This window comes from Spirosoma sp. 48-14 (genome assembly GCF_001898575.1).
In the GTDB taxonomy this organism is placed as follows: domain Bacteria; phylum Bacteroidota; class Bacteroidia; order Cytophagales; family Spirosomataceae; genus Spirosoma.
In genome coordinates, this window is the sequence record NZ_MKUD01000023.1 from 1 (window position 1) to 24974 (window position 24974).

Consider the following 24974-nt stretch of genomic DNA (forward strand, 5'->3'; position numbering starts at 1 on the left):
AAGAAACTTTCCAAAATGAGCTAGACTTGGGTGAAGCCACAAACCTAGAAAAATACAACGCCCTCCACAAGTATTGGCCTTGATCCCAACTAATTGATGGCCATTGATAAGGCGATTGGCTATGATCGGCAACAGCATAACTGGTCGTCGATGCCGACGTATCGTTGTAGTATAGAACCCAGTGCGCAAATGCCCGAAATGAGTATTGTTGATTATATGCTGTGGGCTTTGCAACGCTATATTCTCCGAAACGAAATACGCTTTTGGGAAGCCATTGAGCATAAAATGGTAAGCGTATTGGACTTATACGACCAAGAAAACCCTGAAGGAAATCTGTACGAGGGAGTAACGAAGCCGTTCCGTTTAGAAAAGGCAGGCCCATTTTTTGGGCAATAAAAAAACTAATAAATCTCTTTGCCCCCGTGCCAATACTGGCAGCCCCCAAACAGTGATGAGTTATGCAGGCAATCAAACTTATCAGTTGATTGCAAAGATAAGCAATTAATTGCATAGTCAATCGTACCAATTGGAATTGAAACAATTCGTCCAGTGCCATCATATTAACCCCACCGCTCCAAATCCTTCCGCGTTACTTCTTCCCACTCCCGCCAACACGGCTAGTTCAAGCAATTCGGGTGGGCCGCTTAACTCAAACGTGAAGCCGTAGTAGCCCCGTACTTTCGTCTCCGCTCGCGAATCTTCTTTGATCGTTATCAACCGTGATTTAGGTTCACGATTCGGCAATAGTCGATACGTCACTGCCGACGTCGCAATATCATCGTCAACTATGCCACTGGCCGATACGGCTCTGGGTACGCTGCTCCACTTCGCCAGTAGGTTGTCAATCAGTAACGGTCCGTAGTGTACGTCGGCCGGATGCAGATACTGGTCTATACTCCGCCCTCCGGTTCCACGTTCCGATTTTTCGGCAATCACGACCGGAGAGAGCGTCCGGAGTTGAACGGCCGTTGTTGTTATCTCTACGGGTATGGCTTCGACCCGCTCAATAATGAACTCTGCCCGATGTCTGGGCGTAGCAATGACGCACCGCTGATCCTGAAACAAGCCCATAATGAAATGCTGGGCCGCTTTATCGACATAGAAGCTAACAACCCATTCAATGTAGGGTGTTGTGACCCATAGGCCACCCGCTGCTGTATCGATTCGCGGCTTCGGAATGATCAGATCCGAAAACGTAAACAACTTAAACCGTCTTGTTGGCGAATATTCGTAGCCCTGGCTGTGCAGAAACGTAGCATACTTTACGTCGGCTTCGGCCAATACGGCGTAGATGAACGCGCTAAGTCGGTACGCGTAATTGAAGGGTACGAGCGTTTGTCGGGCAGTGGGTCGAAGGGTAAGTTTGAACTGCATGTGGCTTTATCAAATGGGCGGAAATACATGAATACAAGTTAATGAATTTTCTACTCGTTGCACCGTCTTGTTTCAACAGCCCAAAGGTCAATCGGCTTGCGTATAGCCTTTGTGTACGGGAGCTAATTTTTTGCAAAAAATTTCTATCCCTCAACCATGCCCATTGTCAAAAAACGCGAGGAGCGTTTACATACCATCAATAGCCGCCTGAACCGCTGGGGTAACCGTCCGGCTACGACCGACGAACTCGCCCGTCTGTGCGCCGTGGCCGAATCGACTATCAAGCAGGACATAGCCTATCTCAAAGAGGTTCACTACGCCCCAATCGCCTACAGCCGTAAACCCAATGGCTATTACTACACGGAGCCGTTCAATCTGGCCGCGTCCATTACCTTTACGGAGAAAGACCTGACGGCGCTTCATGCGGCCGTGGCAACGCTCAACCAGTACCAGCACCTGCATCTGTTCGATGGTCTTCGCGGAACGGTCGATAAGATCGACAAAGCGGTTCGGTTTCGCACCAGCCCCTCCGACGATTTCGGCCGACACATCCTGTTCGAGTCGGTTCCGTTCGTCAAAGGAAGCACGTATGTAGAACTGTTTTTGCAGGCGATCCATGCCCAGCGGGTGGTGACGTTCGCGCATCAGCGATTCGATACGGAGATAACTAAAACCCATCGGCTATTTCCGTATGTCATTAAAGAACACCGGAACCGATGGTACGTGGTCGGCTGGCAACTGGATTATGGCGAAATCCGGGTTTTCGGCCTGGATCGCATCATCGACGGCACCCTCCAGATTACCGACGACACCTACGATGCTCCTCCGTTTGATGGCAACCTGTATTTTCATAAAGCACTGGGGGTTGCCGCTTACGATACCCCTCCCGAAGACGTGGTGCTATCCTTTACGCGGCAGCAGGGTTTGATTTTTCGGGCGCAACCCTTTTATCCGTTTCAGGAAGAAGATGTCCTGGTCGACAGCGAGCATGAACTTCGGGTGACCCTGTCGATTATCGTCAATAAAGAACTGGTTTACGAACTGGCCCGTCTGGGCAATTCGGTCAAAGTGATCTCCCCGCAACCCTTAGCTGATGACCTTATCGAATTTCATCGACAAGCCCTTGACCAATATCTGTAAAGATTCTGGCCCCGTATTAACTTCGAGTACGTACAGCCTACCCCTGGCATAGCGTGTCGGTTTTGAGAAACCGACACCACAAATCACAGTCTATTAAAATCTATTCAGAAGTGTACTAGCCCTATTTTCAGGCGTAACGAAAATGGGGTTTAAAGAACTCGCCATCGGTAAGCGCAAAGTAAACAGGGGGCAGATCAATGTGTTTCTGGAGTTCCTGTAACTGCCTGCCAATCGCCTTCCATAAGCTCAGGTACGTATCGACAAATTCACCTTCGTAGGGTCGGCCTAAATTACTAAGGTCACTTTGGTGGTGAATAAAATCCAGCCAAACGCCGACCGTCAATCCTTTGTTGGTTTCTGCCATGTAATTCGAGATGACCACCAGATCCAGTTCGCCATCCCGATACACGAGCTCAGCGTGGATACTGTCTTCACCCAACAGATGAATCGGATAGTCGAATTCGCTAAGCCAGTCAATAATGGCTCCATCATCCACACAGAACAGAATGTTATCTTCCAGATGACTCAGGGTTAAGCCATTGTATTCAACGGATTCTATTTTCAGGAAAGCTGACATGATCGATCTTGAGCTTATAGTGTGTTCGATGACTTTCAGTACTGATTCGCCTGGTCAATGCATTGGTCGACAACGGGAGAAAAAGCCCACACAGAACTCTGAAAGGCCTTTTTCGATCAACCTATGGCAATCACTTACATAGAAATTTACTTCGTGGCCGCTATGACTTTCTCAAAAGCAGGTTTGGGCTGGTTGGCCCGGTCAAAGAGCAACGGGTAATTGGTTCGCCCACGGACAGGCCAATTATTCAGCCAGCTATTTCCATCGTTGACGCCCCAAAAGGTTACGCGGGTCACTTTATCCTTGTGCTTCAGCAATAGTCTGAACAGGGCTCCATAATCAGCCGCCAACTGCTGTTGCACATTATCAGGCAACCCAGCCGCGTAGGGATTCGACTGCTCATTGGCCGTCATACGCTGGCTTAAATCGGCCCCCTGAAAATTTCGGGGTAGGACATCAATATCCAGCTCGGTAATCATCACCTTCATACCCAGAGCCGCATACTGGACGATGCTCTCTTCGATGTCTTTCAATGGGAGTTTGCCCACATGCCAATGGCCCTGAATACCCACGCCATCGATACGGACGCCAGCCTCTTTTACCTTTTTGATCAGGGCGATACAACCTGCCCGCTTGGCAGGCTGCTCGTTGTTGTAATCATTGTAGTACAACTCCGTGCCGGGAGAGGCTTCCTGAGCCAGCCGGAACGCGTCTGTAATGTAATTATCCCCGAGGTATTGAAGAAAAACGGATTTGCGCAATGTGCCATCTTCGTTCAACGCTTCGTTTACGACGTCCCACGAGAAGACCTTGCCTTTATAGTGCCCGGCCACCGTTTTTATATGATCCGTAAAGAACGAGCGAATCGAATCCTGGCTGTGAATACCCCGTATGAAGGCAGGTAATTGACTGTGCCAGATCAGCGTATGGCCGTTTATTTTGATGTTGTGCTTCTTCCCAAAGTCAATCAGCTTGTCGCCCATGGAAAAATCGTACGTATCCCACTTCGGATGAATCAGGGCCGACTTCATGATGTTTTCGGGCGTTGCCATGTTAAACTGCCGGGCAATAAATTCCGTCATCTGCGGGTCCCGTTCCTCAATCTGGGCGTTGTTGAGCGCCGTTCCGATCCCAAAATCCTTTTTAAACGCATCCCGCAGGGAAGGAATCGTCTGAGCTATAGCGGTATTCGATAGTGCGGAAAAGCCTGCCAGTAAGAGTGCAGTTGCACCGTTAGCGATGGCGTATTTGTTTAAGCGCATACGTAGTAGGAATTGAGCGTTTTTTGATGTTTTGTTTTTGCCCTCCCTACTGCGTCTGGAGGGCAAAAACGCCTATTGAAAAAGCACACAAACAGCATTTCTGTCCTTTATTTGAACAGTAACTGACTGAACATAAATAAATCGTGACGCCAGACAGGCCAACTGTGCCCACCCGCGTACTCGCTATACTGGTATTTGACCCCCATTTCATCGAACTTCTTCATCATGATCTGACAGTTCTGATACGCGATGTCTTCCTTCCCCCCCATCGAAATCCAGAAGTGTTGAAGATTGCTATTGATGGTGCTGGCATTGTCTTTCATAAAGGCATATTGCGGATCGGAGAGTTTAGGGTTATTGGCAAACCAGCCCGAACTGAACACACCCAGGCTCGAAAACATGTTCGTGTTTTTGATCCCCGCATAAAGCGTCTGTAAACCACCCATCGACAGGCCCGCCAAAGCCCGGTTCTTCGCGTCGGTTTCGACTCGAAAATTGCTTTCCACAAAGGGAATCGCTCCCTGTTTCAGCTCATTTTCGGAAGAACGAAGCACGTTTTCGTTGAAGCCAGCGAGGCCGCCCTGCATGTTCATGTTGCCATCGAGCATGGCGATCACCATTGGTTTCGCTTTCCCCTCCGCAATCAAGTTGTCAAGGATGAGGCCCGTTTTGCCCTGCGTAGCCCAACCCCGTTGGTCTTCGCCCCCACCATGCAGCAGATACAAGACAGGATATTTCTCGGTCGATTTGTCGTAACCCGGTGGGGTGTAGACGTACATTTCGCGCCAGGAATTTGAAGCTTTCGAGAGGTAGCGTTTAATACGAATGTCGCCGTGGGGCACGTCTTTCAGTGCATAGTACCCTTCGTCTTTGTCGGGTATTTCGATGCCACTGGCCATGCGGCTCATGCCGTAGAAGGTTTCGCTGGCGGGGTCGGCTACAGGCAGCCCGTCGATCAACAGTGAATAGTAATGAAAGCCGCGACTGATGGAGTCGGTGGTTACGTTCCAGAATCCGGCGGTATCTTTCACCATGTCGTATTTTTTACCCAGATCGACCTGAACCTTCTGCGCATCCGGTGCTTTTACCCGAAACACGACGCGGTTGTCGGGCAGAATCTGCGGGTACTTGGCATTCCGCATGTTGGTGGATGCTGGCGTGCCCAGAATCGTGTATTTGGTCAACGTAGACCCATCGACCGGTTTAAACAGAAACTGCGAGAACATGTACAGCCCGTTTTTCCAGACTTTGAAATCATGTACGCCCGGCTCGATGTAATAGATATGCGGTACATCGTTCTGATACAGGTAATCGTGGGTGCGTTTGCTGAACGTAATCAGGCCGTCGGCATCTCCGCACGAAATCCAGAGCAGCTTCAACTTCTTTTTCGCGTCTGCGGGATTGGGCACTAACTCCTGGGGAACTTTTGTGTTGGGAGCCGACGAGAAACCGCCCACCCAGGCAAACTTATCCAGATTGCCCAGCCCGAAATTCAGCGATTGCCCCCCACCCATCGACAGGCCGGCAATGGCCCGATGGTCGCGGTCGGTCAGGGTCGGGTATTTCTTTTCGATAAACGGAATCAGGTCATTAAGCAGGTCTTTCTCAAAGGTCGCGAAGGCTTCGACTTTGTCTTTGTCGAAGATATTACCGACGGCGCGGTCGTCTTTCATGGCGCGGCCATTGGGCATCACCACGATCATCGGTTCCAGTTTCTTCTGGGCATATAGGTTATCCAGAATGACCTGCGGCTTGCCTCCGTTCAGCCACTCCTTTTCGTCGCCCCCAATGCCATGCAGCAAGTACAGGACCGGGTATTTCTTTTTCTTATTGAAACCGGGCGGGGTGTACACCAGTGCTTTGCGGGTCGTGCCAACCGTTTTCGATTCGTACCGGATGGTGTCGAGTTTGCCGGTGGCAATGCCTGTTTGTACCTGATCGAAGCCTTTCGGCATTTCCTTATCGATTGGTTGTGAATAGGCGGATACTCCCACCAGCAGAGAAATGGCGAGACAAGCGCCTTTCAGAAATAAACTATGTTTCATGGTTCAAGGGAATGTTTTTTTGACAGGATTGACAGGATTTTCAGGATTAATTTTCATCTACCAAATCATGTCAATCCTGTTAATCCTGTCAGAAAAAGCTTACTTAAACAGCAACGGGGCAAGCTCATGCAGACTGCGACGCCAGGTTTGGAATTCGTGGGCCGTTTTATCGGATACATACGAAACCGCATTATAGCCAGCCCCTTTCAGGTCGGTAACTGATTTCTGGACACCATCGGGCCGTTCTTTACTGCCGCAGCTAATAAAAACCAGCTTCGGTTTGGTCTTGTCCTTGAGATCTTCCGGCGCATAAACGCCACCGCTAAGCAGACCATAATACCCAAATACGTCCGGCTTGTTGAGGGTGATCATTTTGGTTTCCATACCCCCCATCGACAGGCCCGCCATCGCCCGGTTGTCGCGGTTGGACAAGGTGCGGAAATTAGCGTCTACATACGGAATCAGTTCATCGACCATCACGGTCTGAAATGGATCGATTTTAAACTCGCGTATTTTGCCAAACTTTACCTCATTGGTCATGCCGTAGGTCATTACGATAATAAACGGCTTGATTTTACCTTCCGCAATCAGGTTATCCATAATCAGGTTGGCGTGTCCCTGATTGCTCCAGGCTGTTTCGTCTTCGCCCCAACCGTGTTGCAGGTACAGCACCGGGTATTTTTTCGACTTCTCTTTCTCGTAGCCCGGTGGCGTATACACAAAAGCCCGGCGGGACGTATTGGTGCTTTTCGACGGGAACAGAATCTGCTGCACGTTTCCGTGCGGGACATCCCTCAGCGCATAAAAATCCTGATCATGAGCGGGTATCTCAATGCCGCTCTCCCACCGCACAGAGCCGTAGAAATTCAACGCACCGGGGTCGTTAAATTTCCCGCCGTCAATCGTTACGTTGTAGTAATGAAAGCCTTCGTCCATTGGTCCGGCTGTGGTTCCGGTCCAGAATCCGTCTTCGCCTTTGGTGAGGATGGTACCTCCTTTTCCGCCCAGTCCCAGGCTTACCCGGACACTATCGGCTTTGGGAGCCTTGATCTTGAATCGGGCATAGCCCTGCGAGTTTACCTGCGGGTATTCCTGCCCCGGCTGGTTCAATGACGAGGGTTTAAAATCCTCAGCAATGGCCGGTTGGCTTGCCTGGGCAAGGCAGGTAGTGCTGGTTGAAGCGATGGCGAACAAAGTCGCGAGTGTTATTCGAATCATTTTTGTAAGGGTTTATTGTAGGAAATCAATATTGTGTAGAGACCGGTCCGCCGGTGCGGCAATACCTTGCGTCTCTAGATGCGTCAGCAACAGTACTTGTTGCCATCAATAGCATACCTTCTAGGGTATTCGGACTAGTACCATCCGGTCAGGAGACGCAAGGTGTTGCGTCTCTACGGAACACCCGACCGAAACCATCATTGAAACAATTCCTGTAACGTCGTCGCCAGGTACTGCTTGCAGTTCATCCAGGTATGGCCACCGGGAACGATGTAGCTTTTCGTCCGAATTTTTTTCTCCTCAAACATGGCGATGTTCTTTTTTACGGGTTCGTACAGAAAATCCTCAGTGCCCACGCTGATGGTGAATAATTTCAGTTGGCTGTTAATTTTGGCCGCATCTGGCGACCAGTTCGTGAAGTTCTTCTGAAACTCCTCGGTAGCCGTATAGGGCGCATACGAGCAGATATAGGCAAATTTGTCGGTGTTGGTCATTCCGATGTTCAGTGTTTGGCCGCCCCCGACTGAGAACCCAGCCACAGCCCGGCCTTTGCTATCGTTGATGACGGGATAATTGGCTTCGACAAATGGAACAATATCGTTGACCATATCTTTTGTAAAATCCGGCATCGGTGCCGGGCGAACATTGCCGTAGGGCATCACAATCAGCATGGGTTTGGCTTTGCCCTGCGCAATCAGATTATCGGCAATCAGGTTGGCACGGCCCACTTTGGTCCAGGTTTCTTCGGTATCGGAACCGCCGTGAATCAGGTACAGCACGGGGTATTTCGTCTTGCCGTTCGGATTAAAACCAGGTGGGGTGTAGACCAGCAACTGGCGGGTTGTTCCCAGCGTGCCCGACTTGTAGTAGCGGTAGCTGATTTTGCCGTGGGGTACGTTCTGTAGCGAATGAACCAGCGGCTGATCGCCTGGCACATCGACGATACTCCGTTTGAAGCGCTCATTGGCAAAGATGTAGGTGTTGTTCGGATCGGCCAGTTGCACACTATCGACCGTAAAGCTGTAGGGATAAATATCGGGTTTGACGGGCGGAACCGTTACGCTCCAGATGCCCGATGTGTCTTTGGTCAAAGCCACCGGGGCTTTCAGAAATTCACCGGACAGCATGACTTTTTTCGCGTTTCGGGAGAAATACCGGAACGTGATACTATGGTCGGGGTGTACATCGGGCGAACTGATAGCGGGTGGTCGTTGCTGAGCCATAGCCGTAACTCCCGAAAAAACAACGACTTGGAGGATGTAAAAAAGGCGTTTCATGGTCGTACGGGTTTATTATTGGAACAGCAGTGGCGTGGTGGCGGCAACGTAGGTTTTTACATTCATCCAGGTATGGCCACCGTCGGTAATCAGGCTTTTGAACTTCACCTGTTTCGCTTTCAGATAGTCCATAAATTCCACCGTACCCTTGTACAGGAAATCGTCACTTCCCACGCTCACCCACAGCAGTTTCAGTTGTTTGTTAGTCTGTTCGGGCTTGGCTACGATCTGGCTGAAATTGCCATCCATCTCCTGGGGCGACAGGTACGAGCTATAAGCACACACCCACGCGAATTTGTCCATGTTGTTAAAGGCGGTTCGGAGCGTTTGTCCGCCCCCACGCGAAAACCCACCAATGGCCCGGTTCTCTCGGTTTGGGATGGCCCGGTACGCCTTTTCGATGTAGGGAATCACGTTGCTCACCAAATCCTCGGCAAAATCGTTGGCGCGTTTTACGGCATCGGCCCCATCCCGAACGGTTGGATCGGCAGGTTTCGAACCACCCTTCTGCTCGGCTACTCGTGCGGCAATGTTTCCGTAGGGCATCACAATAATCATCGGTTTCGCTTTGCCTTGCGCAATCAGATTGTCCAGAATCAGGTTGGTTTTGCCAACTTTGAAAAAGGTTTCTTCGGTATCCGTTGTGCCGCTGATGAGGTAATAAACCGGATATTTTTTGGAGGTCGACTGGTCATAACCCGGTGGCGTATAGACAACCAGCGAACCCGTAGTCCCCGTTATCGACGGATAGTATTCGTAATTGATGGAGCCGTGGGGAACATCGCGCATGGCGTGGATCAGCGGTGTATCGCCCGGTACATCGACCAGACTGGCTTTGAACCGCTCGTTGGGAAAGAAGGCGACATTGGCCGGGTCCATGACCGTAACGCCATCGACCCGAAAACTATACGGATAAATATCGGGCTTGACCGGGCCTAATGTCACGCTCCAGATACCCTGCGCATCTTTGGTCATGGGCACGGGGGCTTTCTCAAACTGTGCGCTTAGTTGTACGTCTTTAGCCTGTGGCGCCAGATACCGGAACGTGACAGATTTATCGGCGTTCACCTGGGGAGATACCACCAGCGGACCACGGGGCGGCTGGCCAAGTGCCCCCAGATACAGACCGAACAGAACCCAAAACAGCCCTATTCTGCGGATTAATTGTTGGTTCATCTTTATGAAGGTTTAGGAGTCAATTCATTTTTTTGTCATCCCGACGCAGGAGGGATCTTAATGTATCCTTTCGCTCAAAGTGGCGGCTTTAAGATCCCTCCTGCGTCGGGATGACAAAAAAAGCTGGTAATCAGAGCCTTTTAACATACCAAGCTATTTAGCCCAGGCTTCGCCGTCGGCGGTTCGTCTCCAATCGAAATACTTGTCCAGAACTTTCAGGGCTTCGGCACTGGGTACGGGTCCGGTATGCGGTGTCTGACTGAAATACATCACAACGGGATTCGTATCGCTAAAGGCTGGCCATTTGGGCATTCCTTTCCCATTCGGATCGCCGTACTTGGCAAAGTTGGTCCAGTACGTACTCATCGCATCCGAAATGGCCAGATCCGTTTTGGTCGTTTGCGGACTGGAAGGATTGAGTGTTTCAAAGACATACGACACTTCCTGCCCATGCCCTGAGCCGGACCCTGCTTTGGGCGAATCGGCGGGATAATCGGGATGCTGATCGAAATAATAGTAGAAGACCTTCGATTTACTGGTCTGCGCCTGAAGCCGGGCCCAGCTCCAGGTTTGCCAGCCAAAAGCCGCATCGCGCATCAGGTCACGCGCGGTTTTGGGAACAGAATTCGACTCTACGGGATACGCTTTGATCAAATCGTCGGCGAACTTTCCGTACCGTTTTCGGGTGCTTTCGATATAGTCTTCGGGCGTTTTGGGCGGTCCAAAGCTGGCGCCCTCATCCGAATTATAGCCAACCAGAATGGGTGTGTGATTGTACTTCCCGGCTTCGTAGAGTTTGTGCTGGTCGTCCGGAATGATCCAGCCGTCGACGATTGGCCACGACATACCCACTCCCCGACCACCCGGCAGTTTGTCGGCCTCAATCTTCCGCAATTCGGCAATCGACGACACCCCGGCGGCTTTTGCATAGGCTTCGCCCGCCTTTTCGGCATCTGCCAGTCGCTTCATATTTTCACCCGGATAGGTAGTAGGGCGGGTTGGTCCAAACGAGCCGCCACTCTGCGAAATAGCGCCCTGAAACAATCCTTTTGCCTGCGGGGAAGCACAGAGCATACTGACGGCAATCCCACCTGCCGACTCGCCGAAAATGGTCACTTTGTTTGGGTCACCGCCAAAGGCAGCGATGTTCTTCTGTACCCACTGAAGGCCCGCAATCATATCCAGCAACCCGTAATTACCCGAAACGTGATGCGGATTTTCGGCACTCAATGCTGGATGAGCCATAAAACCAAGCTGCCCAACCCGATACGCAATGCTGACCAGTACGACGCCCTTTTGAGCTAACTTTTCGCCATTGTAACTGGGCTCCGACGTAGCGCCGAAGCTGAATCCGCCCCCGTAAATCCAGACGAGAACCGGAATGCGTTCATTGGCCGATTTGGCCGGAGTCCAGACGTTTAGATACAGACAATCTTCGCTTTTGCCCGATGGCGGATTGCCCCCCTGCATGGGAGCGGGCGCAAATTTTTTCGTTTCACGAACACCTTCCCACTTAGCCACCGGCTGGGGAGCTTTCCAGCGCAGATCACCAACGGGTGGAGCCGCAAAAGGGATGCCTTTGTAAACGGTCAGGCCATCTTCCGACGTTCCCTGTACCAGACCACCTACTACTTTTACAGGAGTCGGCTGTTGGGCCAGCGCCCCCAGATACAGACCAAACAGACTCCAGAAAAGCCCTATTCGGCGGATTAATTGTTGGTTCATTTTTATTGAGGTTTAGGAATATTATTTTTTCTGACAGGATTTACAGGATGAACAGGATTTTAAATGGGCAAAAAATCCTGTTCATCCTGTAAATCCTGTCAGAAAAACGTTTACTTAGTAATGACATCCACTTCGGCATAGCCTGACGCTGAGCCGTCCTGCGTGTTTTTCAGAGCCCGCAGGTTGATATATCGGGCTTTCGTTGGTTCAAAGGTTTTGGTTTGCCAGAATGGACTGTTTTTAATGTTCGAAAATTCGCCTTCGCTGACCCGTTTCCAGGTCTGGTTATCCGCCGATACCTCAAACTGATAGTGGGTAATGATGCTGCCCTCTTCCCACCAGTTCTGAGCGGGCAGATACCGAAACCCGGTCAGCGTTTCTTCTTTACCCAAATCAATAACCAGGTCTGTTGGCATTGCTTGACTTTTCGGCTGGTGCCAGGAGGTAGCTGGATTACCATCTAACGCCTGATACGCCGACCTGGCCTCCGTACTCAGGATTTTCCAGCTACTGCGGGCGATGTCGAATTTCTCATCACTGACCACGCTGCTTTGTTTCGTAAACGGATTGTAAGTGATCGCTTTCAGATCAACTTTACCGGGACTGGTTTTTACCGGAGCCGTGTATTGGTTCGATTTTGCCGTTGGCGTACTGCCATCGAGGGTATAATACACCTCCGATTCTGTATCGCCGGATTTGATGTGGATATCGCCAGCCTGATCGCGGGTGATGATGGGGGGCGTCAGAATCAGGGGCGCTTTATAGACTTCAAGATTTGAAATCAGCGGACAACCTTTGGCATCCAGAATGTTCAGGCGCAGTTGCGTGGCTTCGACAGTCGGGAATCGCAGAATCCGTTTATAGCCGATGGTTGTTTCTTTGGCAATTTCTTTCCAGTTCCCATCAACAAAAGCTTCTACCGTAAAGGCTTTGACCCGCTGCCCCAATCGGATGGGTTCCTGCACCAGAAACCGATTGAACGCCGTGAGTTTACTGAATTGGAGGGTCAGCGATGCGCTACGAGCAGCATCGTCTGTCGCCCAATAGCTTTCTTTATCGCCATCAATGGCTTTGCTGGCAGCATAGATTGCGCTTTTGCCGCGTATCTGGTCGGAAGTGGCACGGGTGTTCCTGGCCAGATTCACGGCAAAGGCTTCTTTAGTCGCTTTGGCAAACGCCTGTACGGCCTGTTCGTCTTTTTCGTGAATCAGTCCGTTGGGCATGATCGGAAAATTGAGCAGCAGCGTTGCGTTCCGACCAATGGAATGGTAATAGATGTCCATCAGTTGGGGGAGGGTTTTCACTTTTCGGTCTTCCCGCTCGTGGTAAAACCATTCCGGCCGAATGGAGGTGTTTACTTCGCCCGGTACCCAGGCATTGCCATTTTCGACCCCATGACGAAGCATTTGCTCTGGCACATCGCCCGTCGCGTTTAAGAGACTCCAGTTGGTTTCGCCGACGTACCCCGCTTCGGTACCCACCCAGCGCAGATCGGCCCGGTCGCCACCATCGTTCCAGATGACAATTTTGGGCTGGAGCTTTCGCACGAGTTTGTACGTATTGGGCCAGTCGTAATAGGTTTTGGCGTCAATCTTACGGGTTTCGTTGGCTCCACCGTAATAGCCCGACCCGCCATTGGCCCCGTCGAACCAGACTTCAAAAATGTCCCCGTAGTTGGTCAGGAGTTCTGTCAACTGGTTGCGGAAATAGGTAATGTATTCAGACTTGCCATAGTCGGGATGATTCCGGTCCCAGGGGGATAGGTAGACGCCGAATTTCAGACCGTATTCTTTACAGGCATCGGCCAGTTCCCGCACTACATCGGCTTTCCCGTTCCGCCAGGGAACATTTTTAACGGAATATTCGGTGTATTTCGAGGGCCAGAGGCAAAAGCCGCTGTGGTGTTTGGCCGTGAAAATGATGCCTTTCATACCGGCCTCTTTGCAGATACGCGCCCACTGTCGGCAATCCAGTTTGGTCGGATTAAACAGCTTCGGGTCTTCGTTGCCGAGTCCCCAGGCCATGTCGGTATACGTATTTATCGAAAAATGGATGAAGGCATAGTATTCCATGTGTTGCCAGCGCAACTGGTTGTCGCTGGGCAGCGGACCAACGGGTTGCGGAGGTGTTGGCTGAGCTAATCCAATTTTGTAAAAAGCCAGACTCAGGATTAGCCACAGACTAAAAAGATGTTGCCTCATTCTACTCATTTTGTTAAGATGGAAGCTATTAAACCTTCCCTATCTGCTTTTAAACAGTCAATTGACATTACTACTCTTTGATCCAGTTATTCTGCTGCATCCAGGTAAACAGCGGCTCCATCCAGCCGGGATGCCGGAAAATAAACCCGTGATCGCCCTTGGGGTAAATGTGCATTTCGACGGGTACTTTCTGATGCCGGAGTTTTTCGAAATAGACAATGCTGTTGTCGACATCGACCAGTTTGTCGTCGGCGGCATGGGTCAGGTAGGTGGGTGGCGTATTGGCCCGAACCTGCAACTCATTGGAAAATAGCTCAACGTCCGCCCGCGATGGATTTTTACCCAGCAGATTGTCGTGCGAACCGCCATGCGTCAGGCTGTCCTGCATACTGATAACAGGATACACCAGTATCTGAAAATCAGGGCGTAGACTGGTATTATTACCGTTTTCGACATAGGCTTTTTCAAAATGTGTCGCCAATGTAGACGCCAGATGCCCACCCGCCGAAAAGCCTATGACGCCTACTTTACTGGCATCGACACCCCACTTAGCGGCACTTTCGCGAACCAGTTTTATGGCCTGCTGCGCATCCTGCAACGGACCAATTTTCTTGTCGACCATAATAGCATCGCTGGGTAATCGGTATTTCAGGATAAAAGCGGCCACGCCTTTTTCAGCGAAGGCTTTGGCGATATTGATACCTTCGCCCTGATAGACCACAACTCCATATCCACCACCGGGAATGATAACGACCGCCGTACCGGACGCTTTAGCAGGATTAGGTTTGTAATACTCCAGCGTGGGTTTAGTAATGCCCTTGAAAACACCCGTTGACGCTCCAGTTTCCTGCAAGTCGGATGCTTTTGCATTCGGAACAGCCCCCGGATAGAGCGGCATAATTTCCTGAGCGGTTGCGGCAAAGGGGGCTGCCAGCAGCCAGACGGCTGATGCGACTAATATGCCTTTATTTGTTAAACTGAACCGTTTCATATAAAGAAATCCAATTTGGTCTAACGCGTTTTTGTCATGCTGACGAAGGAAGCATCTTCGGATGAGACTCCTTTTTTTGCTACCGAAGATGCTTCCTTCGTCAGCATGACAAAACGCACGGTCATCTTATTTTCCTGAGTTCGGTTTATAACCCAGCAATGTCAGCATTTGTGTGGCGTATCGTTTTCCTAGTTCTCTATAGCCAGCCGCATTGAAGTGCAGATTATCGGCCGAATCGGTGCAGCCAGCCGATGAGATCACGTGCGCATTTTTAATCGTTTGCGGAAGCGTGGCAATGATTTTGTTCATACTCGCGCAAATTCCGCCCTGATCGGCGTTGACCGTTTCGCCAGCCAGTAGGGGGACTTTTTTGGGTTTAAGGTCGAGGTCATGCATCAGGTTGTCATACACGACTTTCACTTTTTTCGTCCACAGCGTATCGTTGGTATTCGACTCACCTTGGTGCAGCAGAATGCCTTTGATGACGCCATCCTTCTGTGCCAGCTTCGCCATTTCGACCAGACGGGCGTATGGATTTCCGCCGTATTCGTTGATGAAGTTTTTCATCCAGCCCGGCACATTAGCCGTGTACGACTGGTAATGATCTTTGTCGAACAGTTCGATTTTACAGCCGCCCACGGCCACATTGATAACGCCAATGCGGACCTTTTCGGGCAGATTTGCGACCAGTTCGCGACCAAAGTAATCGGCGGGCGTTAGTCCGGTCTGGCAGCGACACAAGGGAGGCACTGCCGTATACCACTGACCCATTTTCCGGTTGAGACCGGGACAGTCAACGGCTTCCAATACCTGAAACCGGCTGTTCACATTGACCGTATCCTGTGGTTCTATTTTGGCATTACCTTCCATGTTCGACTGACCGAAGCAGAGGAAGATGTAAAAGTTTTTGTCTTGAGCCGAAGCCCTAAAGCCGATAAAGGCAAAGAGGGCTAGTAAACAGATTTTATTCATAGTCATTTAGTATTGGTCGGTGATTCGGAAATAGTCAAAATCGGCAAAACCGCCCGTTTGCAAAGTAGCGTAGTTGAACAGACCGAAGCGATAGCCCATAAAATGTGGGATGGTATAAGGCATTTTCAGCGGCTCACCGATTTTTGTCCAGGCTTTACCGTCGAGGCTGTAGAAAAAAATGGCGGTGTCCTTACGATCCCGAAAATCACATTCAGCTTTCAGATAGACCGTTTTCTGGCTCAACGGTACCCGTTGTACCTCAACAGGTTTCCCGGTTGCTGCGCTGATCATTACAATAGCGTTTTGCCCATTTTCCCGCTTTACGCCGACCAGACCGTAATTCTTCTGCAACAGACTCAAGCCCGCAAAATCACCATCTTTCAGATTGGATACATCGAGCGCGGTAGAGCCCGAACAGGTCGGGCCGATGGTACGCTGGGTAAGCGTGTTTCGAGCCAGAACAAACGAGGTATCGACCCGTCCGGTTTTCAACCGCAGATAGCCGCTTCGCTCCGTTACTGACCAGAGACTGTTGTCGGGGTTGTGGTTCCATTGCCAGACCAAGGGCAGGGTGGGTTCTCCTTTTTTACGAGTGAATTCGTCGGAATGCACAATGCCGGGGATTAATCCCTTACTGGCCGGAAGATCAAGCGTTTCGGGTACTTTGCCATTAACACCCAGCACCGGCCAACCGCCTTCCCACTTCACCGGCACCAGATATGGAATACGCCCCACACCGCCAAAATCGCGAAAGAGATAAGCAAACCACAGGCCGTCGGGCGTATCGATGAGGCCACCCTGCGCCACGCCCAAATCCCGCAAGGCGACCCGCCCTTCCCAAGGCCCCGTAAGTTTGTCGGCCCGATGAATAAGTACGGTTCGCATGCCACCTTTGGGCCAGCTAATGTTGAACAGATAATACTTGCCGTTGACCTTGAAAAGCTGCGACCCTTCGGCGGGTAAGCCACCGCCCGTGCCTGAAGGGGTGCTGGCGTTTTCGATCAATACCCGCTCTGTAGTGCCGGGTTTTACACCCGACGCATCGGCATTGAGTTCCAATATGTTGAGTTTTCCCGCACCATAGATCAGGTACGTTCGGCCATCGTCATCAAAAAACAGACTGTGATCGTGGTAGGATGGTTTGAAGGAAACTTCTTTCCAGGGGCCTTTTTCAATGTTTTTGGTCGTGTAGATGTAGGTCTTGCCTGTCGTTTGGGCGAACGTCGTGACATAGTACGTTCCGTTGTGATACCGCAAACTACTGGCCCACGAACCACGTCCGTAGGTGCTTTTGCCGTTAGTCAGATTCAATGCATCGACACTAGCCAGCGTATCGTAGGCATAGCCGACCATCTGCCAGTTAACCAGGTCTTTCGATTTCATGATCGGTAGTCCCGGACTCAGGTGCATGGTGGTGCTGCTCATGTAGTAGGTGTTGCCCACCCGAATCATGGCCATATCCGGCACATCGGCAAAAATGATCGGGTTATGCGCCGTTTGTGCTTTTGCGGAGAACTGCATTAGCAGAAGCACAACGGCCAACAGGCCAGGACGAAAAAGGAATAATTTCATACAAATGCTTTATTATGAACCTCTTCTCTCACGCTTATTCCATTGGGCCAATCAGTTCAATGAAATTGCCATCGGGATCCTGCACGAACACAAAGTGAGCCTTGGCGTTCAACGGTGTTGGGGTGCTGCCCAGGAACGGCACTTTCATTTGGGTCAATCGCTCAATGATGGGTTTTAGCGCTTTTACCTGAATGGTGATGTACTGCATCCCCGTATCGTCCTGAATGTGTTTGGGTTTCGGATGGGAGGGCTTACTACCAAAGCTCATCAGTTTCCAGTCGGTGGCATCGGGGCTGTTTTCGAGTTTCAGAATGGTTACGTTCGTGGCTACGCCGTTGGTCAGGCCGGAGCGTTTACCAAAATCTTCGTTGATGGTGAAGCTACCCGTTTTGACCATACCGATACCGTTGACGTAGAAGTCGAGCGAGCGGTCGAGATCGGCTACAACGACACCCACCCCAATGACCTTGCTGGTGAAGTTGGATTGCGCATAGGTTGCCCAACTCAGCAGCAGTCCTAACGTTAGAAAGTGGATTTTAGCGATGAATTGGCACATAGGTTTTGTTGTAAAAAGCATGTTTGGCACTTGTAATAGTGTTAGTTTGACACTTTTTAAATTAGAGACAATTTTCCCCTCCTAATTAAGTTTTAACGCATAAAATTTTAGCGGATTAAAAGTTTGATCTGGTAAAACCGAGGTGTAGCGGCCCCGTTGTTAGCAACGATTTTTAGCTTAAGAACTTCGTTATCAATCGCTTTTAGTCGAATGGTTTTGCCTTCGCTGGCAATAATTTCAGCCGGTTGGTCATTAATCAGGAAACGAACCGCATCGGCCTTTATACTATCTAAAGTACTGACTTCAAGAAATTTACCTGCCCGATTTTTATTTTGTAGCTGATAACTCATAAAGGAGCGGGTACTGCGCCAGAAACGCTCATCATCGTAGCCCGATTGCGTTTTTTCGCCCTCGAAACCGTGATCGACTTCAGGCTGCTGTTCGCCACAATTCACCTTATCGACCGTTTGGGCTTCAAGAGCCAATGCTTCGGCTTCCTGCTGTTTCAACCGGGCCTGCTGTTGCTGAAAAGCGGCCGAAGTAAACGTCTGGAAATACATCTGATACCGCGCGTCGTGGATGCTATAAAAGGGTTGCAGCGTTAGTGAATCCAGTTGGAAGGTCAGTGGGGCAACGGGCTTTAGCTTAGCGGTGTAGGTAGTCGAATCGCCAACCAGCGCATACGCCTGATCGAGTGGGTATAGCTTGCCTTTGGTTTCGTGGCCCATGCGGCTATCGTCGGCAAAAAGACCATCCAGGTTATCGGTCGATGTTTTAGCGGCTAACACAATCGGCCCATGCACAAAAGCGGCCCAGTTAGAACCATCAGGCAGATACTCCAGGTGGGTTGCGGTTTTAAAGCGAACGGTTACCCTGTCGCCCGTTTTCCAGCTTCTGCGAATAGCCATATAACTCGATGGCTTGCTGTCAACAGCTTGTGGCTTGCCATTGACCAGCACCTCAACGGCTTCGGCCCATTTGGGATACCGAATGTTGAGCGCGAACGTCTGCGGTTTCGTCAGTTTCAACACCAGTTCCGACTGATCTTTATAGGGAAACTCGGTTGCCTGAGTAAGCTGTATCTTCTTGTCGCTCCAGTTGACCGTTGATGGAATAAATAGATTGACGAACAGATCGTTGGTCGAATGGCTATAAATCAACTCAGCGTATTTGGTATGGTTTTCCAAGCCCGAACCCACGCAGCACCACATACTGGTTTCGGGCTGCGAATACACGCGGTAGTGATTCGGACGAATGGGCGTAAAATAAACAAACCCGCCTTTCTGCGGATGCTGACTCGACAGAATATGATTGTACAGCGTCCGTTCGTAGAAGTCCAGATAGCTCGGGTCGGCCTTATCCAGAAACAGGGCTTTGCTCAGTCGCAGCATATTGAACGAATTGCAGGTTTCGGGCCCCTGATTCGAGCGGAGCATCCGGCTGAAATCGTTGATGGGGTTGAAATGTTCGCGAACGCTATTACCCCCAAAAGCAACACTGCGGGTTTGCGACACATTTTGCCAGAAATACATGGCCGCATCCGACCAGTCGGAACGTCCGGTCAGCGACGCAATTTTCTCAAAACCAATCACTTTCGGAATCTGCGTGTTGGCGTGAAGTCCCGTCAGTTTATCCTGCTTTTCCAGCAACGGATTCAGGAGCGAACGGTGCGACAACCGTTGGGCGGTTTCGAGGTACTTTTTATCGTTGGTAATCAGGTAGAGGTCGGCGAAGGTTTCGTTGATGCCGCCATGTTCGGTACGGAGTATCTGCTGAATCTGCTCGTCGGACAAGGGTTTGATGAGGTCGATGAACCAGTCGCCGAGACCAACCAGCACCTGCTTCGCCTGCTGATTACCCGCGTATTCGTAGGCATCGCGCAAACCGGCAAACAGCTTGTGAATGTTGTAGAGTGGCACCCACGTATTATTCAAACCGAAACCACTGCCATCAATATCGCCTTTGTGAATCCGCTCCCAGAACACTTTCCCCTGCGGAATACCGCCCACATAACCGTTTCCGTTTTTGGCCTGACACTGCGCCAGTTCCGAAATCATGTAATCCAGCCGTTTTTTGAGTTCAGCATCTCCGGTCGAGGCATACATCATCGCTAGCGCCGACAGGTAATGCCCACCAATATGCCCATCCAGACCGGAGCTTTCCCAATTGCCATACCGCTGGGCTTTCAGGGGCAACCCGGCATCGATCCAGTACGGAGCCAGGAGCTTATCGGGGTTGAGCGCCAGTATGTACTTCAGGTCAACGTCCTGCGCATTTTTGAACGCTCCGCCGGTTAGTTTTACTTCCTGCAACGTAAACGGCTGCATCTGGGCCAGCGCCGGGATACTAAGCAAGAGGAAGGCGATAGGTAAGAGTCTCGTTTTCAAGAGCTATGGCGTTTTTTGTCTTTTTTTGTCATCCCTTTTCTGTCATCCCGACGCAGGAGGGATCTTCGCACGATACAAAAAATTGCTCTACCGAAGATCCCTCCTGCGTTGGGATGACAAAAAAACGGTATATCACTTTTTATACATTGGATCATCACCTGCGTATTTGAGGTACTGGAACGACGCCGAATTCGTACTGGTTTCTCCCGACGACGTAGCGTACAGGCCGTATACACAACCGATAAATCCTCCCGACACTTTGGTACTCAGGAATTTGCCGTCTACCTTATCTTTCAACAATTGCCAGTTCTTAGCGTCGGTAGCATAATAGAAACTGTAGCTATCTCCCTTCGATTCAATCCGTAAGCCTACTTTAGCTGCTTTGGCCTCCAGCGGCACTTCGGTCAGCAGTTCCATCTCCTTTGATCGGGGTTTGCTTTGATAGAGTTGTAGTACGTCTTTATCCTGCGCTTTCGATTTGCACAGGAAATAGAAATGCCCTTCGTCCTGTAAGATCACGAAACCAGCTTTCTCTTTGTCCGATTTTGGGGTAAACAGCAGTTCCGTTTCGGCGGTGCTGTACAGATGCTGCTGGCGTTTGCCAATAAACGATGGATTTCCCATTTCCATGATGGTTTCGGGCTTTAGTTTCAGCGTCAGGCCATTTTTTTTCGAAAGCGAGTAAGCGTTTTTATCGATGGTGCGCATGAACAATAACGACGGGTCAAGTTCCTTATCGAAGTTGATCGTATAGGCGAAATTGCCCGATTGCGGTAAGGCTCCTTTCTGTTTAACTTCTTTAAACGTAACCGGATAGCTATACGAAATGGCCTTTTCGCCATGCTCGATCATTGGCCAATCGTTTGTCCAGGTGAGGGGCGCAATGAAGGTTTCGCGTCCGGTATTGTAATAATCACCTTCGTAGGGCCGAACGGCCAGAAAGATCGAGTACCATTTTCCGTCAGGGCCTTCCACAAACTGAGCATGCCCCGCCGATGTGATGGCATCTTTCCGGTCGGCGGGCAGCTCACGCTGCGTCAGGATCGGATTACCTTCAAACGGCACGTAGGGTCCCCAAACGTCTTTGCTCCGTAAGACTACCTCGGAGTGATTGACCGACGTACCGCCTTCGGCTGCATAGAGGTAGTACCAGCCATTGTGTTTCAGAATGTGCGGTCCCTCAATCCAAACGGGCTTTTTCGACAGGTCGACCCCGCCGTTGACCAGTTGTTTTTCTTCGCCAACTACTTTCAGATTCTGATAGTCAAACTCATACATCCGAATGGTTCGGTGGCCGGAGTACAAAGGCTTGCGGTCGGGAGCATCACTGTTGTAGATGATGTACGCTTTGTCGGTACTTTCATCAAAATATATAGATGGGTCGATTCCACGCACCTGAGGAATTTTAACGGGATTGCTCCAGGGACCGGCCGGATTTTTGGCCGTAACAACAAAGTTGCCGTCGTGGTCAATGTCGGTACAGGTGACGTAGAAGGTGCCTTTATAATAGCTGATTGCCGGAGCAAATAACCCACGAGTTAGTCGCTCGCCCATGAAATCCATCTGTTCGGGACGGTCGATCACGTTGCCGATTTGTTTCCAGTTTTTTAGGTCTTTGCTGTGCATGACCGGAATGCCGGGGAAGTACGAAAACGTCGAATTGATCAGGTAATAATCGGGACCAACCTTCACGATACTGGGGTCGGGATAAAACCCGGTCAGGATTGGGTTGACCAGGGTGGTCTGGGCAGACGCCAATCCGGTAAGAAAGGCGATTAATCCGCTGAATATAAGGTATTTTTTCATGCGTTTTTGATGCTTTTTCTTTTCTATATCGCTCTTTTTTTTCGACAGGATTAACAGGATTGACATGATTTTTTATTCGATACATCTTGTCAATCCTGTTAATCCTGTCGAAAAAAAAGCAAGTGACTACTGCCCTATCAGCGTATAGACCTTTCCCGGCTGGGTAGCCAGATCATAAAGCTGGGTCGGTTTTAAGGTTGGATTCGGCACGTTTGCACTGGGCGATACAATGGGGGTGGGCGTCTCCTCGATCTGGTAGAACGGGTTTGGGTTCTGGCCCGATGCCGATTTCAAGGCTGTTCCGCTGCTTACCTTTATCGCATTCGGTGCCCGTAAGCGGAGGTTGCCACCCAGGTTCGACTTAACGTCCAGCTTCGTGAGTTTACCGTCTTTCCATTCCATACGTACCACCTCAAACCCACCTCGCGCCCGTAGCCCGGTAATGCTACCCGTCGGCCACACATCAGGAAGCGCAGGCAGCAGATGCATAGCTCCATCGCTGCTTTGCATGAGCATTTCGGTAATGCCCGACGTACAACCGAAGTTACCATCGATCTGGAAGGGTGGGTGAGCGTCGAATAGGTTGTTGTACGTGCCGCCACCGTCTTTGACTACGCCCAGCGGGGTAAGTTGATTCTGGATTAGCGTATAAGCGTGATTGCCGTCCTGGAGTTTAGCCCACCAGTTTACTTTCCAGCCCATGCTCCAGCCGGTCGATACATCGCCCCGATGCGTTAATGTCGTGCGTGAGGCATTGAACAAGCCCGGTGTGCGGTAGGGGGAGATTTGATTGGAAGGAAACAGACCATACAAATGCGAGATGTGCCGGTGTTTATCTTCTGGGTCGTCGATGTCTTCCAGCCATTCCTGCAACTGCCCATGTTGGCCAATGTGCATGGGCGGCAGCTTACTCCGCTTCTGCTTCAGCATGGCGATAAAATCAGTATCTTTTTTTAGCAGCTCAGCCGCACGGATCGCCGTACTAAATACGTCGAACACAATCTGGTTGTCCATCGTCGTACCCGCATCCAGCGATGACCCGCCGTGGGCTTTTGGCGCATTTTCGGGCGACATTCCTGGATTGACGACCAGCCAGTGGTATTTCGGGTGTTCGACCAGAAAATCGGCGTAGAACTGAGCCGCCCCTTTTAAAACCGGGTAAATCGAGGCCAGATACGCCTGGTCTCCATTGTACAGATAATGCTCCCACAGGTGCTGACTGGTCCAGCCGCCACCGGCTGTCCACATCCCCCAGAAAGCCCCATCCACCGGGCCATTGATCCGCCAGATGTCGGTATTATGATGCGCCATCCAACCACCAGCGCCATACATGACTTTCGCGGTTTCCTGCCCCGTTTCCGATAGCTCCCGGACCATCCGTAAAAATGGTTCGTGCAGTTCGGCCAGGTTCGTCTTTTCGGCTGGCCAATAGTTCATCTGAGCGTTGATGTTGATGGTATATTTACTGTCCCAGGGTGGCTGCATTTTGTTGTTCCAGATACCCTGCAAATTAGCTGGTTGCCCCAGTTCGCCATCACGGGCCGGTTGTGACGACGAAATCAACAGATAGCGCCCATATTGGTAGTAAATCGTCACCAACTGCGGGTCGTTGACCGAGCGGAAATTTTTCAGTCGCTCGTCGGTGGGGAGTTTTGCTGCTTCGGTAGTGCCTAAGTCAAGTTTAACCCGGTTAAAGTAGTTCTGGTAGGCTGCAATATGAGGAGTCAGAATAGCTGCGTAATTTTTGGAATAGGCTTTATCCAGGTACGATTTGGCACGGGCGTTTTCGTCCCCGTTAAGATCTTTATAGTTCTTGAAATTGGTGGCAATGGAAATATAAATCGTGGCGGTATTAGCTCCCTTTACGGTCAGTACGGAGTCGTTGGCCGAGAGATTACCCCCCTGTGTTTTGATTCGGGCTATTCCCTTGAATCGGACCAGTCCTTTTACGCCTTCATGATCAGACGTGCTTCCGGCGAGGGTTAACTCATTGCCCGATGCATTGATGACGTGTTTTAGTTGTGGGGTGGAGTAAGAGGCAGAAAACGACAGCTTGCCCGGCTTACTGGCCGTCAGTTGCATCACAATAACGCGGTCGGGAAAAGAGGCCAGTATCTCGCGGGTGTAGGTTACCCCATCGACGGTATACGACGTTTTGGCAACAGCCCGCTCAATATCCAGTTCCCGGTAATAATTAGTATACTGTTCATGCCCATCGAAGGTCAGATGCAGACTGCCAACGGGTTGAAACATTTGCCCATGCGATTTTTTGGTGATGATCGACTTGTTGGCCAGTTTCTCGGCTTCTTTCTGTTTGCCATCAAAAATCAATTGCCGGATTTCGGGCAGGGCGGCCAGCGCATCCGGGTTGTCGTTCCGGTTGGGGCTACCCGACCAAGCCGTATGTTCATTGAGCTGAATGGTTTCTTTGCTCACATTGCCATACACCATCGCCCCCAGTCGGCCATTGCCAATGGGTAGAGCATTCTCCCAGGTTTGGCCCGAAGGCTTATCGTACCAGAGCGTTAACGGCGGTTTATTTTGCGAATAGCTAAGCGTGGTTACGGTAATCAGGAAAAAAAGGCAAAGGAGACGTCTCATCCGGTTCGGTGAATTAGTATACGCTAAAAAGAAGCAAGAGGCTAAAATCTATTAGTCCTCTCGCTTCTAAGTCTGTTTAAACGTTGTCTGAGTC

At 50.6% G+C, this 24974-nt stretch carries 18 protein-coding genes; 2 read left to right on the plus strand and 16 right to left on the minus strand.

Annotated elements, in window-relative coordinates; translation table 11 throughout:
• Positions 1–96: 96 nt before the first annotated feature.
• Positions 97–396, plus strand: a complete 300-nt coding sequence (locus BGO59_RS14270; protein WP_293684292.1) for a hypothetical protein — start codon at positions 97–99, stop codon at positions 394–396.
• Positions 397–555: 159 nt separating this feature from the next.
• Here BGO59_RS14270 and cas6 read toward each other — a convergent pair whose 3' ends face one another.
• Complete coding sequence (gene cas6, locus BGO59_RS14275) at positions 556–1374, minus strand: CRISPR-associated endoribonuclease Cas6 (protein WP_293684293.1); 819 nt, start codon at positions 1372–1374, stop codon at positions 556–558.
• Between the two features lie 156 nt (positions 1375–1530).
• On the opposite strand from cas6, the gene BGO59_RS14280 reads away from it, so the two are divergent.
• A complete protein-coding gene (locus BGO59_RS14280) occupies positions 1531–2514 on the plus strand; it encodes a WYL domain-containing protein (RefSeq protein WP_293684294.1) in 984 nt (327 codons plus the stop codon).
• Positions 2515–2641: 127 nt separating this feature from the next.
• Here the strand turns inward: BGO59_RS14280 and BGO59_RS14285 are convergent, their stop codons facing one another.
• The 15 genes from BGO59_RS14285 to BGO59_RS14355 form a co-directional block, all read right to left on the minus strand.
• Entirely contained in the window at positions 2642–3091 is a 450-nt protein-coding gene (locus BGO59_RS14285; RefSeq protein ID WP_293684295.1) for a hypothetical protein, read from the minus strand.
• Between the two features lie 146 nt (positions 3092–3237).
• On the minus strand, positions 3238–4353 hold the full coding sequence (locus tag BGO59_RS14290; RefSeq protein WP_293684296.1) for an endo-1,4-beta-xylanase: 1116 nt from the start codon (positions 4351–4353) through the stop codon (positions 3238–3240).
• A gap of 107 nt (positions 4354–4460) precedes the next feature.
• A complete protein-coding gene (locus BGO59_RS14295) occupies positions 4461–6398 on the minus strand; it encodes an alpha/beta hydrolase-fold protein (RefSeq protein ID WP_293684297.1) in 1938 nt (645 codons plus the stop codon).
• A gap of 99 nt (positions 6399–6497) precedes the next feature.
• A complete protein-coding gene (locus BGO59_RS14300) occupies positions 6498–7616 on the minus strand; it encodes an alpha/beta hydrolase-fold protein (protein ID WP_293684298.1) in 1119 nt (372 codons plus the stop codon).
• Positions 7617–7813: 197 nt separating this feature from the next.
• Complete coding sequence (locus tag BGO59_RS14305; protein ID WP_293684299.1) at positions 7814–8893, minus strand: esterase family protein; 1080 nt, start codon at positions 8891–8893, stop codon at positions 7814–7816.
• A 15-nt stretch (positions 8894–8908) separates the two neighbouring features.
• A complete protein-coding gene (locus BGO59_RS14310) occupies positions 8909–10069 on the minus strand; it encodes an esterase (protein ID WP_293684300.1) in 1161 nt (386 codons plus the stop codon).
• 153 nt (positions 10070–10222) lie between these two features.
• Complete coding sequence (locus tag BGO59_RS14315) at positions 10223–11794, minus strand: carboxylesterase family protein (RefSeq protein WP_293684301.1); 1572 nt, start codon at positions 11792–11794, stop codon at positions 10223–10225.
• Between the two features lie 110 nt (positions 11795–11904).
• Complete coding sequence (locus BGO59_RS14320) at positions 11905–13995, minus strand: alpha-L-fucosidase (protein ID WP_293684302.1); 2091 nt, start codon at positions 13993–13995, stop codon at positions 11905–11907.
• A gap of 70 nt (positions 13996–14065) precedes the next feature.
• A complete protein-coding gene (locus BGO59_RS14325; protein ID WP_293684303.1) occupies positions 14066–14986 on the minus strand; it encodes an alpha/beta hydrolase in 921 nt (306 codons plus the stop codon).
• A gap of 126 nt (positions 14987–15112) precedes the next feature.
• Complete coding sequence (locus BGO59_RS14330; RefSeq protein WP_293684304.1) at positions 15113–15964, minus strand: sialate O-acetylesterase; 852 nt, start codon at positions 15962–15964, stop codon at positions 15113–15115.
• Complete coding sequence (locus tag BGO59_RS14335; RefSeq protein WP_293684305.1) at positions 15965–17530, minus strand: glycoside hydrolase 43 family protein; 1566 nt, start codon at positions 17528–17530, stop codon at positions 15965–15967. It lies immediately after the preceding gene.
• A 34-nt stretch (positions 17531–17564) separates the two neighbouring features.
• The gene (locus BGO59_RS14340) at positions 17565–18086 is read right to left on the minus strand and encodes a VOC family protein (protein ID WP_293684306.1); all 522 of its coding nucleotides are present in this window, start codon (positions 18084–18086) and stop codon (positions 17565–17567) included.
• 107 nt (positions 18087–18193) lie between these two features.
• Entirely contained in the window at positions 18194–20473 is a 2280-nt protein-coding gene (locus tag BGO59_RS14345) for a glycoside hydrolase family 127 protein (protein ID WP_293684307.1), read from the minus strand.
• A 132-nt stretch (positions 20474–20605) separates the two neighbouring features.
• Positions 20606–22279: a glycoside hydrolase family 43 protein gene (locus BGO59_RS14350; RefSeq protein ID WP_293684308.1), complete on the minus strand. Its 1674-nt coding sequence runs from the start codon at positions 22277–22279 to the stop codon at positions 20606–20608.
• Positions 22280–22405: 126 nt separating this feature from the next.
• Positions 22406–24880 (minus strand): glycoside hydrolase family 95 protein, encoded by a 2475-nt coding sequence (locus BGO59_RS14355; protein ID WP_293684309.1) that lies wholly within the window; start codon positions 24878–24880, stop codon positions 22406–22408.
• Positions 24881–24974: the final 94 nt, after the last annotated feature.

Excerpts from the sequence above, each read along its gene's own strand:
- BGO59_RS14330 (WP_293684304.1), bottom strand. The coding sequence starts at position 15,964 with ATGACTATGAATAAAATCTGTTTACTAGCCCTCTTTGCCTTTATCGGC.
- cas6 (WP_293684293.1), bottom strand. The coding sequence starts at position 1,374 with ATGCAGTTCAAACTTACCCTTCGACCCACTGCCCGACAAACGCTCGTA.
- BGO59_RS14325 (WP_293684303.1), bottom strand. The coding sequence starts at position 14,986 with ATGAAACGGTTCAGTTTAACAAATAAAGGCATATTAGTCGCATCAGCC.
- BGO59_RS14280 (WP_293684294.1), top strand. The coding sequence starts at position 1,531 with ATGCCCATTGTCAAAAAACGCGAGGAGCGTTTACATACCATCAATAGC.
- BGO59_RS14315 (WP_293684301.1), bottom strand. The coding sequence starts at position 11,794 with ATGAACCAACAATTAATCCGCCGAATAGGGCTTTTCTGGAGTCTGTTT.
- BGO59_RS14305 (WP_293684299.1), bottom strand. The coding sequence starts at position 8,893 with ATGAAACGCCTTTTTTACATCCTCCAAGTCGTTGTTTTTTCGGGAGTT.
- BGO59_RS14355 (WP_293684309.1), bottom strand. The coding sequence starts at position 24,880 with ATGAGACGTCTCCTTTGCCTTTTTTTCCTGATTACCGTAACCACGCTT.
- BGO59_RS14295 (WP_293684297.1), bottom strand. The coding sequence starts at position 6,398 with ATGAAACATAGTTTATTTCTGAAAGGCGCTTGTCTCGCCATTTCTCTG.
- BGO59_RS14285 (WP_293684295.1), bottom strand. The coding sequence starts at position 3,091 with ATGTCAGCTTTCCTGAAAATAGAATCCGTTGAATACAATGGCTTAACC.
- BGO59_RS14270 (WP_293684292.1), top strand. The coding sequence starts at position 97 with ATGGCCATTGATAAGGCGATTGGCTATGATCGGCAACAGCATAACTGG.
- BGO59_RS14320 (WP_293684302.1), bottom strand. The coding sequence starts at position 13,995 with ATGAGGCAACATCTTTTTAGTCTGTGGCTAATCCTGAGTCTGGCTTTT.
- BGO59_RS14300 (WP_293684298.1), bottom strand. The coding sequence starts at position 7,616 with ATGATTCGAATAACACTCGCGACTTTGTTCGCCATCGCTTCAACCAGC.
- BGO59_RS14290 (WP_293684296.1), bottom strand. The coding sequence starts at position 4,353 with ATGCGCTTAAACAAATACGCCATCGCTAACGGTGCAACTGCACTCTTA.
- BGO59_RS14335 (WP_293684305.1), bottom strand. The coding sequence starts at position 17,530 with ATGAAATTATTCCTTTTTCGTCCTGGCCTGTTGGCCGTTGTGCTTCTG.
- BGO59_RS14350 (WP_293684308.1), bottom strand. The coding sequence starts at position 22,279 with ATGAAAAAATACCTTATATTCAGCGGATTAATCGCCTTTCTTACCGGA.
- BGO59_RS14340 (WP_293684306.1), bottom strand. The coding sequence starts at position 18,086 with ATGTGCCAATTCATCGCTAAAATCCACTTTCTAACGTTAGGACTGCTG.
- BGO59_RS14310 (WP_293684300.1), bottom strand. The coding sequence starts at position 10,069 with ATGAACCAACAATTAATCCGCAGAATAGGGCTGTTTTGGGTTCTGTTC.